This is a genomic window from Prevotella illustrans, from assembly GCF_017426725.1.
Lineage (GTDB): Bacteria > Bacteroidota > Bacteroidia > Bacteroidales > Bacteroidaceae > Prevotella > Prevotella illustrans.
Map to the genome: position 1 here is coordinate 1 of NZ_JAERMS010000032.1, position 17,401 is coordinate 17,401.

Annotated in this window: 10 protein-coding genes; 8 read left to right on the forward strand and 2 right to left on the reverse strand. The window is 47.8% G+C overall.

The window, feature by feature from the left end; genetic code table 11:
• Window positions 1-66: 66 nt before the first annotated feature.
• Window positions 67-2,286 carry an alpha-N-acetylglucosaminidase gene (locus tag JHU38_RS09310; RefSeq protein ID WP_107581111.1) on the reverse strand — a complete coding sequence of 740 codons (2,220 nt, stop codon included), beginning with the start codon at window positions 2,284-2,286 and terminating at the stop codon, window positions 67-69.
• Between the two features lie 419 nt (window positions 2,287-2,705).
• Here JHU38_RS09310 and JHU38_RS09315 point away from each other — a divergent pair, with 419 nt between their 5' ends.
• From JHU38_RS09315 to JHU38_RS09350, 8 genes are all read left to right on the forward strand, one after another.
• Complete coding sequence (locus tag JHU38_RS09315; RefSeq protein WP_232369909.1) at window positions 2,706-6,140, forward strand: TonB-dependent receptor; 3,435 nt, start codon at window positions 2,706-2,708, stop codon at window positions 6,138-6,140.
• Window positions 6,141-6,168: 28 nt separating this feature from the next.
• Entirely contained in the window at window positions 6,169-7,728 is a 1,560-nt protein-coding gene (locus JHU38_RS09320; protein ID WP_107581109.1) for a RagB/SusD family nutrient uptake outer membrane protein, read from the forward strand.
• A gap of 190 nt (window positions 7,729-7,918) precedes the next feature.
• Window positions 7,919-8,935, forward strand: coding sequence for a hypothetical protein (locus tag JHU38_RS09325; protein ID WP_232369910.1), 1,017 nt, complete (start codon window positions 7,919-7,921; stop codon window positions 8,933-8,935).
• Entirely contained in the window at window positions 8,932-9,867 is a 936-nt protein-coding gene (locus tag JHU38_RS09330) for a Tat pathway signal protein (protein ID WP_107581107.1), read from the forward strand. Before JHU38_RS09325 ends, JHU38_RS09330 begins: the two co-directional genes overlap by 4 nt.
• A 12-nt stretch (window positions 9,868-9,879) precedes the next feature.
• Window positions 9,880-11,214, forward strand: a complete 1,335-nt coding sequence (locus JHU38_RS09335) for an endo-1,4-beta-xylanase (RefSeq protein ID WP_107581106.1) — start codon at window positions 9,880-9,882, stop codon at window positions 11,212-11,214.
• Window positions 11,215-11,245: 31 nt separating this feature from the next.
• Window positions 11,246-13,387 carry an alpha-N-acetylglucosaminidase gene (locus JHU38_RS09340; RefSeq protein ID WP_107581105.1) on the forward strand — a complete coding sequence of 714 codons (2,142 nt, stop codon included), beginning with the start codon at window positions 11,246-11,248 and terminating at the stop codon, window positions 13,385-13,387.
• A 179-nt stretch (window positions 13,388-13,566) separates the two neighbouring features.
• Window positions 13,567-14,160, forward strand: coding sequence for a sigma-70 family RNA polymerase sigma factor (locus JHU38_RS09345; RefSeq protein ID WP_107581104.1), 594 nt, complete (start codon window positions 13,567-13,569; stop codon window positions 14,158-14,160).
• A 58-nt stretch (window positions 14,161-14,218) separates the two neighbouring features.
• Complete coding sequence (locus JHU38_RS09350) at window positions 14,219-15,199, forward strand: FecR family protein (protein ID WP_107581103.1); 981 nt, start codon at window positions 14,219-14,221, stop codon at window positions 15,197-15,199.
• Between the two features lie 515 nt (window positions 15,200-15,714).
• On the opposite strand, the gene JHU38_RS09355 is transcribed toward JHU38_RS09350, so the two are convergent.
• Entirely contained in the window at window positions 15,715-17,370 is a 1,656-nt protein-coding gene (locus tag JHU38_RS09355) for a fumarate hydratase (protein ID WP_107581102.1), read from the reverse strand.
• Window positions 17,371-17,401 lie beyond the last annotated feature (31 nt).

Genomic DNA, 17,401 nt, shown 5'->3' on the forward strand with positions numbered 1-17,401 from the left:
ATCGATACCTGTAAACCTGTCCCCACTAATTTGAAAAATATTTAGGACACTATTGCCTTTTAAGGGCTATTTGATAGCAGAATTGTCGGTTCTTGTCGCATGATGTTTCGGTAGTCCAACTTTCGGCGCGAACCATTTATTATAGATATTTCGAGCCAGTTGTTTTATGTCTTTTCGTCCTGTGGGATAAGCAATCCGTGTAATTGTGGGCTCAATCCATCGGCGTTCAAAGGCCTCTATCTCCTTATTGCAGGCCTCGGAGTCGAAAGCTCGCTTGTGCAAAACGGCAGCCTTTACATGCTGAATAAATAGTTGCCAACGTTTTTTATAATAGGAAGAAACCAATCCGGCCCACGTGCGATTGGCGTAGTCGGTTAGCTGTCGACTATCGCCCCAAACAGTTATCAGTGTGCGTGCGTTTCGTTCGTAATAATCTTTCTCACCTTCTGATTGCCCGAAGCCACGGGCGTCTTCAATCCATTTATGCAAGGAAAAATCTTTGTCACAAGCTAATAGTTCGTCAAGGTCGTCCAACATGCCTTCCATGCGGGCAGCATAGTAGTTAATTGCATCCATGTGTTGTGCCTTGTAGGCCTTATAAAGGCTGTCCCGTTCGTGGGCAAAAAAGTCGCCCAGAACCTGTCGGCCCACATTGATGACGTCGTAAAGATGTTCTCTTTTGTTGGAATTAATATCCAACAGAGACTTCCAAACCTGTAGCAATCTTTCGGGATAGGTGGTGTTGAGATAGCGTGCTTCGAATGAAGGACGTGCGCAGACCACCGTTCCAGACTCGTTAACATAGCTGGGCATGATATCATTGAACAGCAGTTGCCACACTTTGCGGTTTTTATTACTGGCAAAACCCACGTGTCGGTCGGCCATGCGATTTTTCCATTCCTCCGCAGTTTGCCCGCAGTCCCATGCCTTATCCAGCACAAATTCATAGAAATCTGGGTTAACACCGAAGCCTTCCATGGTGGCTCCCAGTCCTATCATGTTGTCTCCACCCTGTGAAATGGCATCGTCCAGTCGGCGAGAGACCTTGTTGATATCTCCCTGAAGCATGGTATTGCCACCGAAGTTGGCCAAAACGCAGGTCAGATATGACTGGCCATAGAAGCGTTCGGTGAGTTTCCATATTTCTGTATGGTCGATATAGTAATCCAGCAGATACATTCTGCCTTTAGGAATGCCGCTCAGGAATGCGCGCATGGTTTCCGGTGTCCAGTGTTTCTGGTCATTGTAGAAGAACCATCCCATCTGAATCCACACGGCTTCAGGGTCGACGGCGGCTAACGACTGGTAGAGCTTTTGGGGCAAGGTGCGCAAGGTGGTAAGGTCCCAGCTGGGTGGTTGCACTTCGTTGAAGCTGTCGAGACAGTATAAGTGATCGCTGCCGAAGAGGCGAGTCTGCTCTTCGAGGAAAGCCTTTTGTAGTTTGGTAAAGAGAGGATCGGTAGGAGAGAGGAAATAAGTACGGTATTGTTGGGCAAAGCCTCCCCATTGGCTGACTTCCGAAATCTGTGCTTTGGGATGTCGTTGCTTATAGGCCAGGGGCACACTGCCATTGAAAGCCGAGAGAACGGGGCGCATGCCGAAGGCTCTTTCGCGCTGAAGAATGCGTTGTTGCAGTAGAAGTTGCCCGTCAATCCAGGCTTGGGGAAGTGGCCCTTGCCACCCATTGACATTCACCATGCGCTGCCAGGGCAGATGAGCCGGTCCTGTGAAGAAACTTCGTATCTGTTTGTCAGTCAGGCCTTCGCGTTGCCATACGCGTTGCCAAGCGGCTTCGACACCCGTTATCGCCAGCGGCATGGTCACACCGTTGAGGGCCATCCAGTCAATCAGTCGTTCCCATTCTTTCCACCCCCACCATGGCATGGTGTAGCCAAAGGTGCAGTAATTCAGGAAAAAACGGTTCTTTACCTTAGCCTTGCCGGTGATGGGCAAGCTGAGGGTGGGCAGTAACCGGGGCAAAATAACGGGATTCTGCTGTTTCCACGATACTTCTGTCAGGCAATAGTTTTTCAGGTAATGGTTCAGTCCTACGGCCATAGCGATGGCACTGTTGCCACTGATGACAATCTTGTCGGCATCGCTCCTTACCATAAAGCGTTCTATACTGTCGGTCGTAAGTTCAAACTTGAAGCGATTGACGTAGGCGGGGGCGAGACGGGCGACCATCTCTTCCATCATCTGACATTGTTGATGACCGGCTGCTGTGATAGACTGAACGAAACACCACAGGGCGATAAGGAGCGGATATTGCTTTTTTCTTTTCATGATATGAGGTTTGACTGAATATTCAACATGCGTAAACTATAAAAGAACAGACTCTTTATGTCTGGTATGACAAGCGTAATTGTTGTTTATAACTAAGCGTATATACTTATTTGGTGCAAATATGAATATTTAATATTCATTTAGAAATCAAGCTTTTTCCACCTTATTATATATAGGGAGCTTCCTTTGCTGTTGAAAAAATGTGGTTAATAAAAAAATAATTGATATTTTTTAGTTATAAAATCAGATTCCAAATGTCTAACCATTCAAACGCGGAAACAGTTGTGCTTGTGACCTTAGGGTTTCATAGCGGCAGTATCAAAGACGCGGAAACTGCTCCACATCGACAAGAAAAACCTAAAATCATTTTAAGATACTAACCTAAATATTAACTTAATCATAAACTTATGTGTGGATTTATGAAGTCAAGAATGTTAGCTTATGCTTTTGTTGGCGCTTTGTTGGGAGTGCCACTTCAAATGACCGCTCAGCAGCAGAAAGTGTCACTCAGCCTTAATCGTGTAAGTCTGAAGAGAGTATTAAGCGAGATTGAGAAAAAGACCCAGTACAAATTCAGCTATCGTGATGTTACGCTTGATAACAGTAAGCTGGTCTCTGTGCAGAAAAATGATGTGACGGTGGCCTCTGTACTTAGTGAAATACTGGGTGAACGCGGTTTGGAATACAAACTGGTAGAACCTTCTACGATTATTATTTCGGTTAAGACTAATACAGAAAAGAAGGATAAGAAAAAGATACGCTCCAGTGGTATGGTGCTTGATGCGCATGGTGAGCCTGTAATTGGTGCAACCGTACAAGTTGTTGGCAAAAAAAATAGTGGAACGATAACCGATTTAACAGGAAAATTTTCTCTTGATGTAAATGATGGAGATCAGCTTGAGATTAGTTATGTAGGTTTTCAGACTTTGCGTGTTCGTCCGAAAGAGAACATGAATATAAAGATGGAAGAGAATCAAGAGTCGTTGAATGAGGTTGTTGTCGTGGGCTATGGTACGCAACGTAAACGCGATTTGACAGGTTCGATAGCCTCGTTGAAGGGCGATGATATGAAGTTCGATGGTGTGTCATCGGTTTCTCAGGCTTTGGGTGGCAAGGCTGCCGGCCTTTATGTACGTCAGAACAGTGCTCAACCTGGTGGAGGTATCGACATTCTTGTACGTGGCGCGGGCAGTGTCAACGCCGGCAACGACCCTTTGTATATTGTTGATGGTTTTCCTATTGCAAAACTTGACCAGCCGGATGGTGGTGATAAAAAGATGAGTCCGGGAACACAAAGCATACTCAACTTCCTAAATCCGAATGACATTGAGTCGATAGAAGTATTGAAAGACGCCTCCGCCACTTCCATCTATGGTGCACGTGCGGCCAACGGTGTAGTTATCATCACGACCAAGCGTGGTAAGACCGGTAGTGCTAAAGTGTCTTATTCGTATGACTTTTCTTATCAGAAATATTCCGATATCTATAATCTGCTGTCGTTGAAAGAGTGGATGCAGGTGCGTAACGATATGGCCTTAGAAAACTATATGTGGAACAACCGAGTAGCTCCATACGGCACAAAGACAATGGAAGAGGCAGCTGCTAATCCCTATAATGGGGTAAAATTGAGTTATCCTTATACCGATGCGCAGATTGCGGCAGCCGGAGAGGGTACCGACTGGCTCGGACTGATTACGCGTAACGGCCGTATCAATGAGCACAACGTCAACCTGCAGGGCGGTAGTGACAAAACACAGTATATGCTGTCGTTCAACTACTTCGACCAAAAAGGTATCGTGAAAAACTCTGGTTTGACTCGATACACGCTGAAAACCAACATCGACCAGAGCTTTCTTAAGATATTCAAAGCTGGTTTGAACCTGACGATGACACGTATCAATAATGATAATACACAATTGGGGGCTGCACGTTATGAGAACTCCGGTATTATCCGCTCGGCCATTCAGATGAGTCCGGAGGTGAAAGCCTACGATGCCGAAACGGGTACTTATCCTGTCAATCCTCTGTTGGCCAAACAGCCTAACTCGTACTCGTTGCTGACGAATACCGACCAAGGACGCACTAATCGATTAATCGGTAACGTCTATATAGAGGCTCGTCCGTTAGAAGAATTGCTGTTGCGTGGTGCCTTGGGTATAGATCATGCGCAGATAGATCGTAAGACTTACCAACCTCGCACAACCGTAAATGGTAATGCCAACGGTGGAGTGGCCTATATTTATAATACAAACAACGATCAGTATCTGGCAGAAGCTACGGCCACTTATCACAAGACTTTGGCCGATATCCACAATGTTAATTTCATGGTGGGTGCCTCCTACGAAGAATTTAACAATGATATATCCGAGTTGGGAAATAACAACTTCCTGACCGACGCTTTTCTTTATAACAATATTGACGCCGGAACGGGAACCAAGATAACCAAGTCCAACGCTACGAAAAACAAGATGGAATCTTATTTCATGCGTGCTTCCTACGTACTCATGGATCGCTATCTCTTTACGGGAACCATGCGTGCCGATGGTGCCAGCGTATTTGCCAAGAACAATAAGTGGGGCTATTTCCCCTCTGTTGCTTTAGGTTGGCTTATCAATGAAGAAAGTTTCTTGAAGCAGACAAAATGGCTTTCGAATCTAAAACTGCGTCTCAGCTGGGGACAGACGGGTAATGCCGACATCGGAACCAATGCCTTTGCAAGTTTCGCAGCCGAAAATGCCTATGTCAACGGTGACCACAAGACGGTGATAGGTGTGAAGAAAGGCAAGATTGCCAATCCTAATTTGAAGTGGGAAACGACCACCGAGTGGAACCTTGGTTTAGACTTTGGTTTCTTAAGAGGGCGCATCAGTGGTTCTGTTGATCTGTATCAGCGTATCATTTCCGATCTGCTCAACTACCGTTTGCTTAATTCTTATCAGGAGCTTCCTAAGGTAATGTCGAACGTGGGAAAGACTCAAGGCCGGGGTATAGAGTTCATGCTCAACACGCGAAATATCGAAACGAAGGATTTCAGCTGGTCGACCAACTTCACCTTTACGAAATATAAAGACCGCTGGAAAGAGCGTACACCCGACTGGAAGCCCGCGGTCTATGAGCATGTCGGCGATCCTATTCGTCCCATCTATTCGCGCATAGCCGACCATGTCCTCCAAATTGGCGAGGCTGCTCCGGCCGCTCAGCCTGATTTGTTACCCGGTCAGATTGTCATTAAGGATATTAACGGCTACAAGCGCGACAGCTCGGGTAATCCTGTGACTGATGAAAACGGACATTTCGTGCTGACTGGAGAGCCTGATGGTAAGATTGATGATGCCGATACGAAGCTCATCGGTACGACCGATCCGGGTTGGTTAGCAGGCTTGAACAACGTATTCAGATACAAGGACTTCGAATTTTCATTTATGTTCAATGGCATGTTTGATCGTAAAATTCAAGATCCGACGATGGCCTTTTACGGTATTAACAGCTATGGCGTGGCAGGCTCAGGATTAAATGGTTTGAAAACCAATCTTGAACGCTGGACACCGACCAATCCTTCTTCCCGATATCCAAGCGCATTCTACAACATGGGACGTGGCAAATACTATACGAGTGGTGACTTTTTCTATCAGAACGCATGGTTCATCCGTCTGCAAAACGTGTCGTTGAGCTATAATTTGCCTAAGAAATTGTTGAGTAAGGTTGGATTTATCAATAGTCTACGCGTGCATCTTTCGGCCAATAACCTTTTTGTGATTACGCCTTATGATGGGCTTGATCCAGAGACTGATGCCTATGAGGCTGCCTATCCCAACGCCAGAACCTTTAACTTTGGTCTAAATATTTCTTTCTGACAATTCTATATAATAATAAATGTAACTTATGAAAACGAAATATATCTCATGTGTGGCTGCTCTGACTTTTGCTGCCATGACGTTTACAAGTTGTGCTGATCTGAATCCCGTAGACTATTCGGAAATGAACAGCGAACTGTTTCCAAAGACAGAGAGTGATTATATCACGTTGGTCAATGAGTGTTATCGGTCCATACGCTCCAGTTGGTTCGATGGCTTGTTCGCCACAGACGACCGAGGATGTGTCGCCCTTAATGACGCGACGACCGAAATACTGACTGCCCGTAGTTATATTTTTAAGAAACAACACGATCTGGATTGGAATTCTACCGACGATTACTTGGTCGGATTCTATTATACGGAGAAGGATCCATCGGGTGGTGGCTTTCGTGATGGCTTTGCCAATGATATTAGTCGTTGCACGTCGGATTTGGCTTATATCGAAAATGCTACTTCTTTGAATGAAGCACAAAAGAAAAAGATGACAGCCGAAGTGCGGTGTGCCCGTGCTTTTATCTCTTATACGCTTTATGATATGTTTGGCCCTTTGATCATTGCGCCACAGAAACTATTGGAAACTCCACGTGAAAATAAGCCTTTACCACGCATGTCTCGTGAAGAAATGGTGAAATTCATAGAGGCGGACTTGCTTTATGCGGCTGAAAACCTGCCGTCTCCCAATGCGGTTGAATATGGTAGGTTCAGCACCGGACTGGCCAAGATGCTGCTTATTCGTCTGTATTTGCATGAGACAAAGGACGACAAGAGTTATTATGCAAAGGTGGAAACGTTAGCCCGTGAACTGATGCAACCTTCCTTTGGTTATCAGTTGCAGCCGAGTTATACACGGATGTTTGAGGTTGGCGGACAGGGAAAAACTAATAAGGAAATCATCTTTGCCTTGCCCGTTAATACCGAAATGGTAAGCTGGAATGACTGGCACATGTTTGTATTGCCATCTGATTTTGGAAGCAATGGTATGAAAGGCGGCTACCATAGTTTGACGAGTACTTGGCATTTCTACGACGGTTTTGAAGCAAACGACGTGCGCCGCACCTATCTTTTGGCCGAATACACGAGCAACAAGACCGGCAAACTCGTAAAGCGAGGCGATTATCCCAATCTCGACCTCGGCCCCATCCCCATGAAATATGGCTACGATACCGACCTGTTTAGCAATAGCGGACGTAGCAAGATAGACCCCATTCTCTATCGTTATGCCGACGTCTATCTGTCCTTGGCAGAGGCTTTGTATCGCAAGCCGGGAGCTTCGGCTACCGATAAGCAGGAGGCTTTGAAGTATATCAACGTTATTCGTGAGCGGGCGGGTATAGCAAGTATAGATTATTCGGCCATTGACACGGATGAAAAGTTTGTCGAAGTGTTGCTCAAGGAGCGTTGTCATGAGTTCTGGTGCGAGAACGGACAGTATCGTGCCGACCTTATTCGACTGGATAAATTCATAGAATATGCCAAGACCATTAACGGTTCTCCTTATGCCGAAAAGGCGAAGGAAGTTTATCCTTTACCCAAGAGCGTTATCATAGATGGTAAAGGCGTGGTCATTCAGAACGCGGGTTACGATTAAAAAATACACAAACGATGGATTACCACGCAGTGGTAATAGTATTACCAAGCGTGTGGTAATATGATTACCAAGGCGTGGTAATGTTGTTACCACACGCTGGTAATCCATCAAAAGATAAGGTATATCGACTTTAATTTTACCGAACAACAGCAATATTGTAGAATAAATATTTATGGATCGACGTAGTTTTTTGAAACGTGCGACAGCATTGGGCATGGCTGCAACCTTGCCCAAGGTGCTGTTGGGCACTTCTCTGGTAGAGCAAGTTGCGGAGCCCCGGTCTTCAGGAGAGAAGTTTTGGGCTTGTCTGATGCATCTTTCCTTTAATTTTGCAGGCCAAATAAAACTGTATGGAGGACTACGAACAGAGTTTGAACCCGATATGGCTGTGTGGAACGCGGCCATTGATCGCATGGCCAAAAACCATGTAAACATGCTTTTTATCAATCTGGATGATTCGGTGGCTTGGCACAGTCATCCCGAGATTTCTTTGGCTCATTCGTGGACACACGAGCAGTTGCGGGCACAGTTGGCTAAGATTAGGAAGGCAGGAATAGAGCCTATTCCTATGTTTAACTTTTCTACGACACATGATGCGTGGCTGGGTAAGTATTCAAAAATGGTGTCATCGGCCAAGTATTATGAAGTTTGCGCCGACTTGATAGCCGAAGCCATCGCGCTCTTCGATACGCCTCGCTTTATTCATTTCGGCATGGACGAAGAACGAATCGACTACCAGCTGTCCGATTATATCGTGATACGGCAGCAGGAAACATGGTGGGCCGACTTGTATTTCTACATCGGCGAAGCCATGAAACGGGGCGTTCGCCCTTGCGTATGGGCTGATTACGTGTGGCACCATCCGGATGATTTCTTCAAGATGATGCCCAAGTCGGTGGTACAATGCAATTGGTGGTACACTGAGAAGTTCTCTGTCAACGATGTGGCCATCCGTTCTTATCTTGATTTGGCCCGTGAAGGCTATGACGTAATGGCCACCGGTAGTTTTGATCAAGAGAACCCCAAGAGCATTGGAAATACGGTGAAGTTCTGTAGCGAGCATATTGACGGCAATCATCTGTTGGGCTTTATGCAGACATTCTGGAAGCCGACGATAGAAACTTATCGTGCGCCTATCCTACAAGGGATTGACTTGATTGGAGCCGCACGTTCGGAATATGAAAATAAAAGGAGAACGAAGGTATGAAAGACAGATTGATATGGGGATGTTTAATCCATCTTAGTTTCAACATGTGGGAGGAGTATATATGGCCGGGACGCCCCTTCCGAGGCTATCGACCCGACTTGGAACTGAGCGAACCGCTATGGAATGACGCCATCGAACTGATGGGCAAGAGCGGTGTAAACATGGTTGTTATTGATCTGGGTGATGCCATAAGATACCAGCGGCATCCCGAAATAGCCGTCAATGGAGCCTGGACGGTTGCCCGTTTGAAGCAGGAATTGCGACGTATGCGGTCGTTGGGTATAGAGCCGATACCCAAATTAAACTTCTCCGCAGGGCATGATACCTGGATGAAGGAATACTCCAAGATGGTTTCTACCGATGAATACTATCGTTTCTGTTCGGATATGATAGCCGAAGTGTGTAGTATTTTCGGCCAGCCTCGCCTGTTCCACATCGGAATGGATGAAGAAGGCTACAATATGCAGAGTACCTACAAGCATGTGGTGGTGCGCAAAAATGATGCTTGGTGGCACGATTTCATGTTTCTGGTGAAGGAATGTGAGCGCCAGCATGCGCAGGCTTGGCTCTGGCCCGACTACATGTTGTGGCACCATCCCGACCAGTTTTTCAGTAAGATGCCTAAGAGCGTGATGCAGAGTAATTGGTATTATGATGAAGAGTTTAATCCCGAATGGGACATGGTGAGGCAGTATATTGATTTAGAAAAACATGGTTACGACCAAATTCCGACCGGTAGTTATCATTTTGAAAATCCTAAAAGTATAGCCAACACCGTGGCTTTCGCAGAGAAATATATCAGTCGGCAACACCTTAAAGGTTTCTTGCAGACGTGGTGGAAGCCTACGATAGAGGAAAACAGAGAGCGCATTCTGAAAGGCATTACACTATTGGGCGAAGCTCGTAAAGCCTATGAAGAACGACATGCTTAAAACGATATATTGATGAAATACCTATTCTTTATTTTTCTTTTCAGCTTTATCTGTTCCTTTTCTCCCGCTCAAGTGCCTCATCGAGCGGCCGAAGACGTATGTCATGTGATGGCGTCAGACTACTGGAAGATGTGGAACGATTCTCTACAAGCTGCCATCGACCATGATATTGAGCTGTATAGGAAGGGTACGGCCACCATCGAATTGCCGGAGGTAAAGCCGGGTACGACAATCCGTGTGGAACAACTGACTCATTCGTTTATCTTCGGTGGTAACCTTTTTGTTTATGGGCAGTTGGCTACTGAGGCTATGAATCGGAAATACGAAAACACTTTCGGTTCGCTGTTCAATGCCGCAACCATTCCATTTTATTGGAAAATGCTTGAACTGGAGCAAGGGAAACCACGCTTCGAGGCCGGTAGTTCGTATGTTTATCGTAGACCTCCAACCGATCCGATGGTTGATTTTTGCAATCAGAAAGGTATATTGACCAAGGGACATGCCATCATTTATGGCTTGCGGCTGCATGGTCATCCCACGTGGATGCCCGACGACCGCCATGTGATGGACAGTCTTTTTCAGGCCCATATCCATCGGTTGGCACAGCGATATGGCGACCGAGTGAAGTGGTGGGATGTGGTCAATGAACCCATTGATCAGGCTAACAGAGGACTTATGCCCGATGATTACACCTTCAAATGCTTTCAATGGGCACGCCGGTATTTTCCATCTTCGGTACAACTGAATATCAACGATGTAGACCTTCATGGCCCGGTGGATTTGCATCGTCGCTATGCCGAGCTGACCCGCAATCTTTTGTGTCGTGGTTCGAAGATAGATCACATCGGTATAGAAATGCACATTTTCGATCCTTTGGAAGCTGCCGACATCGCAGAAGGCAAAGACCCCTACATCTCACCAGCGCTTTTGCAAACAAAACTCGATTGTCTGAAGGCTACAGATTTGCCAATTCACATCAGTGAAGTAACAGTTTGCGCACCCGACACCACTGAGCATGGCAAGCTGATTCAGGCTGTGATAGCTCGCAATTTGTATCGGTTGTGGTTCAGTTATCCCACGGTGGAAGCCATTACGTGGTGGAATGTGGTTGACGGAGGGGGCGCATCGGGCGAACCTTCTTATTCGGGAATCTACGATAAGAATATGAACGAGAAACCCGTATACGCCGTTTTGAACAATCTGATTAACACGGAATGGAAAACTTCATTCCAAACACGTTTGAACAAAAATAAGGTTTTAACATTTCGTGGTTTCCGTGGCAAATATCTATTGACGTGGAAAGACAGGCATGGAAAGACACAACGGAAAGAAATAATGGTCGAATGAACAAGCAAATTTATTATAAGAAAGTACCAAAATGAAGAAAACGATATTGATATTCTTGTCCTTGCTGCTCTCTGTCGTTATGGCGATGGCTGAGAATAGTATGGTGGGCGTTCGTGAGTTGATAGCACGTCGTGTACCTTGGTTGCAGGACAAAGTTGCATTAGAGCAGATACGAGATGTCGACAAGGCAGAGGCGTTTACATTATCGACCCGTGACGGGAGGTTGGTCATTCAGGCTACGAGCGAAAATACGGCTTGTATGGCTCTGAATTATTACCTTGAAAACTACTGCCATCGCTCCATGTCGCACATGGGTGATAATCTTGGGCCGGTCGACAGTCTGCCGGAAATCAAGGAACCGTTGACCAAACATATCGACCTGCCGTTGCGCTATGCGCTCAACTACTGCACACTGAACTACACGATGTCGTTCTATCAGTGGGAAGACTGGGAACACGAACTTGACTGGATGGCACTGCATGGAGTAAACTTGATGCTCATGCCTGTTGGTATGGAGAAGGTGTGGCAGAACACACTACGTAAGTTTGGTTGTAGCAATCAGCAGATTCGTAACTTCATCCCGGGACCCGGCTACACCGCTTGGTGGCTCATGGGTAATCTGGAAGGATGGGGTGGCCCCGTTTCGCAAGACTTTATCGATGGTCAGGCACAGATGGCTAAACGTATTTTGGGACGTATGGTGGCGTTGGGCATACAGCCTGTGCTTCAAGGATTCTACGGAATGGTGTCGAGAAGTATTCGCGACCGCCATCCCAATGCCGTGATTCCGCAAGGTATGTGGGGCTTCTTCGAGCGTCCCGACATCCTCAAACCTACTGAGAAGCTGTTCGATGAGATGGCTGATGTGTACTATCACGAAATCAAGAAGCTCTATGGCACAGACATTCGCTACTTCGGTGGTGACCTGTTTCATGAGGGTGGGCTTACCGGAACGCTTAATGTGGCCGACTGCGGACTGGCTGTCCAACAAACCATGCAGCGTAATTTTCCCGGCAGCACATGGGTGTTGCAAGGGTGGGGCGGAAACCCTAAACCCGAACTGTTGGCCAAACTTGATAGGAAAAAGATATTGGTGGTAGATCTGTTTGGCGAAAACGAAGATGTTTGGAATCAAACACAGGGCTATGGTGGTACTCCTTTCGTGTGGTGTACGGTATCCAATTTCGGAGAGCAATGTGGTATGTATGGTAAGTTGCAGCGTATCTCTTTACAGATGGATAAGGCTCGCAACAGCATTTACAGACCCTATCTGAAAGGTGTGGGAATCATGCCGGAAGGAATCAATAACAATCCGGTGGTCTATGATATGGTATTGCACGCGCCTTTGACCGACCGAAAGATAAATGTAGAAGCATGGCTTAAATCGTATATCACTTATCGTTATGGTGCTTACAATGCCGATGTCTATGCAGCCTGGCTTATCTTTTTACAAACGATTTATGCCAGTGTGCCCGAAAAATATGGGCTTCCTGAGAGTGTGTTTTGCGCCCGTCCCGGTATCAAGGTTGTCAACACCTCTTCGTGGGGAGTAAGGGCCAGATACTATGATATGGATTTTTTCAAAGAAGGAGTGAGGCGCTTTTTGAAAGCCAAAGAGGCATTTGAAGGTTCAGAAACCTATGCTAATGACATGTTCGACCTGCTGCGTCAGGTGCAGTCGGATAAGGGAAGTCGGGCCTACGACGACATGATTGCCGCCATTAAAGCCCAAAATCAGACCAAGTTTGAACAGACATCGAGCCACTTTCTCAATCTGTTGCTGCGACAAGATACGCTTTTGGCTCAAAGTAAAGGCTTCACTTTAGACCATTGGCTGGGGCAGGCCGGACGCTTTGGGAAGACAGAGAGTGACCGTGCCTTGGCCTTGAAGAACGCTAAGATGCAGTTGACTTTTTGGGGACCCGACTGGAATCCCAACACCACCGTACACGACTATGCGGCCAAAGAGTGGGCCGGCATGCTCAAGACGCTTTATTATGAAGAATGGAAAATGTTTGTCGACGTATGGCGGCAGCGTGTTCGTGGCATCGAAATGATAGAACCCGACTATTATGGCTATCAGATTGCGTGGTGCAAGAAGCCCGTCGTGTATGAGCCTGTAAAACTTGACAAGGAGCAGATGGACACCCTGATTGCCGACATCCTGCATTAGACAAAATCGGTCATATTTTCTGAAACGGCAGTATAACGGTGAAGCGCGGCCAATGACGACATATCTTGCGACAAAGTTTGGATGTTTAAGGAGTTTTGCTTATTTTTGGATTCGTAATCGGTGCGTCATTCCTTGACGACGATTCTTTTTGAAAGAACCCTAATACAAGCAAGCAATACATGAAGGCAACATCAACGAAGGAAGATTTTCTGATTTGGCTGCTCAAACATGACTCTCAGTGGGCTTTTGACAATCTTTACAAGATGTACGCGCACAGGCTTTTCGCTTTTGCCATGGAGTATTGTCATCACAACGAGACGGCTGAGGAAATCGTGGAAGATACCTTTATATGGATATGGAACCATCGCCATGCTATCAAACAGGAAAAGACGTTGTTCAATCTCGTGTTCATCAAGGCACGCCATCTGCTGATCAACGCCTACAGAGCCACGCTCAACAGTCCTCGTTTTGAAGATTATGTAGACTATGCCAACACGCTTGGCACCGATGAACAAGGGTCGCAGATGGAGTATGATGAGTTTTTGCGTATCATACGGAAGGGGCTGGACTGGCTGCCACCCACTCAACGGCGGGTGATAGAGCTCGTGCGTTTCGAGCAGAAGAGCGTAAAGGAGGTGGCAATCCTGCTGGATATGAAAGACCAGTCGGTCAGAAATCAGTTGTCGTTGGGCCTCAAGCGGCTGATGGCATTCATTGGGCGGTCGGGCTATGGCGTGTTTTCGGTGCTGTTGCTTTTCCTCAACAAAGCGTAAAAATCAGTATATTTCAAGTTTTTTGGTGTCTTTCCATTATAATTAGGATAAAAAGATTATGAGTGATATCGTAGAGAAATACAGACAGTCGAGGTTGACAAAGGAAGAGTTGCTGCAACTCCGCGACAGCGTGAATCGGTCTTCGGACGAAGCGCAGGCGGCTGAAATGCAGGCTCATTGGGAAGAGAAGATTGATATTTCGCAGGTGGATGACGACAAGATTGACGCCATTCAGGAGCGTCTCGACACGCGGATTCAGGCTTCGCCGACACTTCGCCGACGGTTGTGGAGCCTCGTGCAGCATGTTGCCGTGCTATTGTTGCCCATCTGCTTGGCGGGCTTAGGCTATATGGGTTATCAGCAGCGTTTGACTTCGGACGACCTACTGACCGTCTCAACCCGCCAAGGCGAACAGGTGAGCATAGACTTTCCCGACGGTACGCAGACCCAGATGAACGAAAGGTCGATCGTGGCTTATCGTCCTCATGCCTTCACGAAGAAGCACCGGGAAATAGATTTTAAGGGCGAGGCCTATTTTGAAGTGCGTCATGATGCCGACCACCCTTTCTTGATCCACACACCCGACGTTAGCGTGAAAGTGACGGGTACAAAGTTCAATCTCTGCTATTACGCGGAAGCGGCGACGATGACGCTCAGCCTGTTTGACGGTTCGGTTTCGCTCCGTTCGGTTAAGACACGGGAACAAATACGGCTTAAACCCAACGAACGATGCACGCTCGACAAGGCTACGGGACACTTTACGGTGGAGCCGCTTGATGAAGATTCGGCTTACTATACGGCCTGGCGCCGTCACGAACTGGTGTTCCGCAGTACGCCGTTGAAGCAGGTTGTGGAGAAGTTGGGCACTGTCTATGGCGTTGACATCCAACTGCGAAACGTCAATACCGACGACCGTTTCACCGGCACATTGCCCTCGTCGGACTTCAACAAATGCCTGATCGTCATGTCTAATCTTTATCATTGTAAAGTGAGTCGCGACGACAATACCGTCATTCTGACGAAGAACGTTTCCCGATAGACAAGTACCATTCGGGCATTTCTACCGGAAACCGGCGTGGCGTGATTCATTACGTTCCGCCCGGGCAATCAAGCCGGGACGGTATTTCCCGCGGCGCAAGGCCTGCCGTCATTTGCCGGGACGTTTGCCGAACTCCGGCATTTAACACCTGTTATACCTTGGCGTTTGCCGAACCTCGGCATTTAACACCTGTTATACCTTGACGTTTGCCGAACTCCGGCATTTAACACCTGTTATACCTTGGCGTCTTCCGAGAGCCCGGAAAGGCTGCCGTCATTTGTCGGGACGTTTTCCGAACCCCGGGAAAGGCTGCCGTCATTTGTCGGGACGTTCCGCTTTGGCAATCAAGCATTAAACGCTGTTGATTTTAGAAAAAACTTATTCCGAACCGACGTAAAAATATTTTAGGACAGGTTTGTATTTGCTGTAGTTGGCCTTTGCGTACAGAAAAAGAAAAGGAGAAACCTCATGGTTGAGATTTCTCCTTGATATGCGTAACGCTGTGGTTCCTGTTTTTATTTGCTGTAGCCGCAGGCGGTCCAAGGTTTCAGTTCTTTGAAGAAGTCGTGGCCCTTGTCGTCGACGAGGATGAAAGCCGGGAAGTCCTCAACGTCAATCTTCCAAACGGCTTCCATGCCCAGTTCGGGATATTCTACGCACTCGATACTCTTGATACTGCTCTGCGACAAGACGGCAGCCACGCCGCCGATGGTGCCCAGATAGAAGCCGCCGTGCTTCTGACAGGCATCGGTGACTACTTGCGTGCGGTTGCCTTTGGCTATCATCACGAGCGAACCGCCATGGCTCTGGAACTCGTCTACGTAGGGATCCATGCGGTTGGCCGTGGTTGGTCCCATCGAACCGCAGGCATATCCTTCGGGCGTCTTGGCCGGACCGGCATAGAGGATGGGGTGATTCTTAAAGTATTCGGGCAGGTCTTCGCCGGCGTCGAGACGTGCCTTGAGCTTGGCGTGAGCGATGTCGCGGGCCACGATGATGGTTCCTTTGAGACTCACACGGGTGCTGACGGGATATTTGGTCAGCTCGGCACGCACGGCGTCAATACCTTTGTCGAGATCTATCTCCACGCCCTTGGCTCCTTCGCCCGGACGACGGTACGCTTCGGGGATGAGGTCCGACGGGTTGTCGTCCATCTTTTCGAGCCAGATACCGTCGGCATTGATCTTGGCTTTGATGTTGCGGTCGGCCGAGCAGCTGACGCCCATGCCGATCGGACAGCTGGCGCCGTGGCGTGGCAGACGAATGACGCGAATGTCATGGGCAAAGGCCTTGCCGCCAAACTGCGCTCCGAGACCAATCTTGTGGGCTTCTTCCAGTAGCTTGTTCTCTAAGTCGATGTCGCGGAAAGCACGGCCGGTCTCGTCGCCGGTGGTAGGTAGGTTGTCGTAATACTTGATGGAACCAAGTTTCACGGTGAGCAGGTTCTTCTCGGCCGACGTGCCTCCTACGACGAAACAGATGTGGTAGGGTGGGCAGGCGGCCGTGCCGAGACTCTTCATTTTCTCAACGAGGAAGGGCAGCAGGGTGCCTTCGTTCTGGATGGTGGCCTTGGTCATGGGGTAGAAATAGGTCTTGTTGGCCGAGCCACCGCCCTTGGCTACCATGACGAAGCGATATTCCGCGCCCTCGACGGCTTCGATGTCGATCTGCGCGGGCAGGTTGCACTTGGTGTTCACCTCGTCATACATGTTGAGCGGAGCGTTCTGCGAGTAGCGCAGGTTGTCCTCGGTGAAAGTGTTGTAGACACCGCGCGAGAGAGCTTCCTCGTCTTCGAAGCCTGTCCATACCTGCTGTCCTTTCTCTCCGTGGATGATGGCCGTGCCGGTATCTTGGCAGAAGGGGAGCACGCCTTTGACCGCTGTCTCGGCATTGCGGAGGAACTGCAGGGCCACATACTTGTCGTTTTCAGAGGCTTCGGGGTCGCTGAGGATGGCGGCCACCTGCTCGTTGTGTTCCCGACGGAGCATGAACTCGACGTCGTGGAAAGCCTGTTGGGCCAGGAGCGTCAGAGCTTCTTTCGATACTTTTACAATCTGCTTACCTTCAAACTCGCCGGTGCTGACTCCTTCTTTGGCCAGAAGCCGGTATTCGGTGTCGTCTTTTCCCACCTGAAACATCGGCGCATACTTGAATTCTACTTTGTTTGCCATAATGTCTTTATATATATGAATGTGTAAAATA